Source organism: Neisseria sp. P0021.S006 (assembly GCF_051956895.1).
The window spans coordinates 1-1618 of the sequence record NZ_JBQCWZ010000287.1; the positions used below are offsets into that span (position 1 = coordinate 1).

Annotated in this window: 1 protein-coding gene; it reads left to right on the forward strand. The window is 56.2% G+C overall.

What is annotated here, in order from left to right; translation table 11 throughout:
- On the forward strand, positions 1 to 1618 hold a 1618-nt coding region (locus tag ACTHUM_RS13410), incomplete at both ends, for a DNA polymerase (protein ID WP_440403101.1).

Consider the following 1618-nt stretch of genomic DNA (forward strand, 5'->3'; position numbering starts at 1 on the left):
AGCCTGCGCCGTACTACGCCTAAATGGGCGCAGCTGGTTGTCGATTTCAAACGCTGGGGCTTCCGCACTTGGCTGAAAGAAGCGGAAAGCCGTATGCACGAAGCGGTGGACGGCGATTTGTTCGGCAGCGATACGATAGGCGAACAGGCGGCGTTGGACATGGAAACGTCGTCTGAAAAAATCATAGAACATGCCCCCGCCCCCGAAAAGTTGGATTATCAAGCCGTTACCACCGAAGCGCAGTTTGCCGCTTTGTTGGACAAACTGGCGCAGGCGGACACAATCGGCATCGATACGGAAACCACTTCCCTAGACGCGATGAACGCCGCGCTGGTCGGCATCAGCATCGCGTTCCAAGCAGGCGAAGCGGTTTACATCCCCGTAGGACACAGCCTGACTGCTGCGCCCGAACAACTTGATTTGCAAGAAGTATTAGGCCGTCTGAAACCGCATTTGGAAAATCCTGCCCTGAAAAAAATCGGGCAAAACCTCAAATACGACCAACACGTTTTCGCCAACTACGACATCGCCCTGAACGGCATTGCCGGCGATTCCATGCTTGCTTCCTATATCATCGAGAGCCATCTCGGACACGGCTTGGACGAATTGTCCGAACGCTGGCTGGGCTTGGAAACCATTACCTACGAATCGCTGTGCGGCAAAGGCGCGAAACAAATCGGTTTTGCCGACGTCGCTATCGGGCAGGCGACCGAATACGCCGCACAAGACGCAGATTTTGCCCTGCGCCTCGAAGCGCACCTGCGCGCGCAAATGGACGACAAACAGCTTGAAATGTATGAAAAAATGGAGCTGCCTGTTGCGCAAGTATTGTTTGAAATGGAACGCAACGGCGTACAAATCGACCGCGCCGAACTCGCCCGCCAAAGCGCAGAACTCGGCGCCGAACTGATGAAGCTCGAACAAGAAGCCTACGCCGCCGCAGGCCAGCCGTTCAACCTCAACTCGCCCAAACAGCTTCAAGAAATCCTGTTCGACAAAATGGGCATCCCCACCAAAGGACTGAAAAAAACTGCCAAAGGCGGCATTTCCACCAACGAAGCCGTGCTCGAACAGCTCGCGCCCGATTATCCATTGCCCAAAATCATCCTGCAAAACCGCAGCCTGGCAAAACTCAAATCCACTTACACCGACAAACTGCCCGAAATGATTTCGCCCAAAGACGGTCGCGTGCATACCACCTACGCTCAAGCCGTCGCCATTACCGGCCGCCTCGCCAGCAACAACCCCAACCTGCAAAACATCCCCATCCGCACCGCCGAAGGCCGCCGCGTGCGCCGCGCCTTTACCGCACCGCAAGGCAGCGTCATCGTTTCCGCCGACTATTCCCAAATCGAGCTGCGCATCATGGCGCACCTCTCCGGCGACAAAACCCTGATTACAGCGTTCCAAAACGGCGAAGACGTACACCGCCGCACCGCCGCCGAAGTGTTCGGCATTGCCCCTGAAAACGTCTCGTCCGAACAACGCCGCTACGCCAAAACCATCAACTTCGGCCTCATTTACGGCATGGGCCAATACGGCCTCGCCAAATCATTGGGCATCGACAACATCTCCGCCAAAAACTTTATCGACCGCTACTTCGCCCGCTATCCCGGCG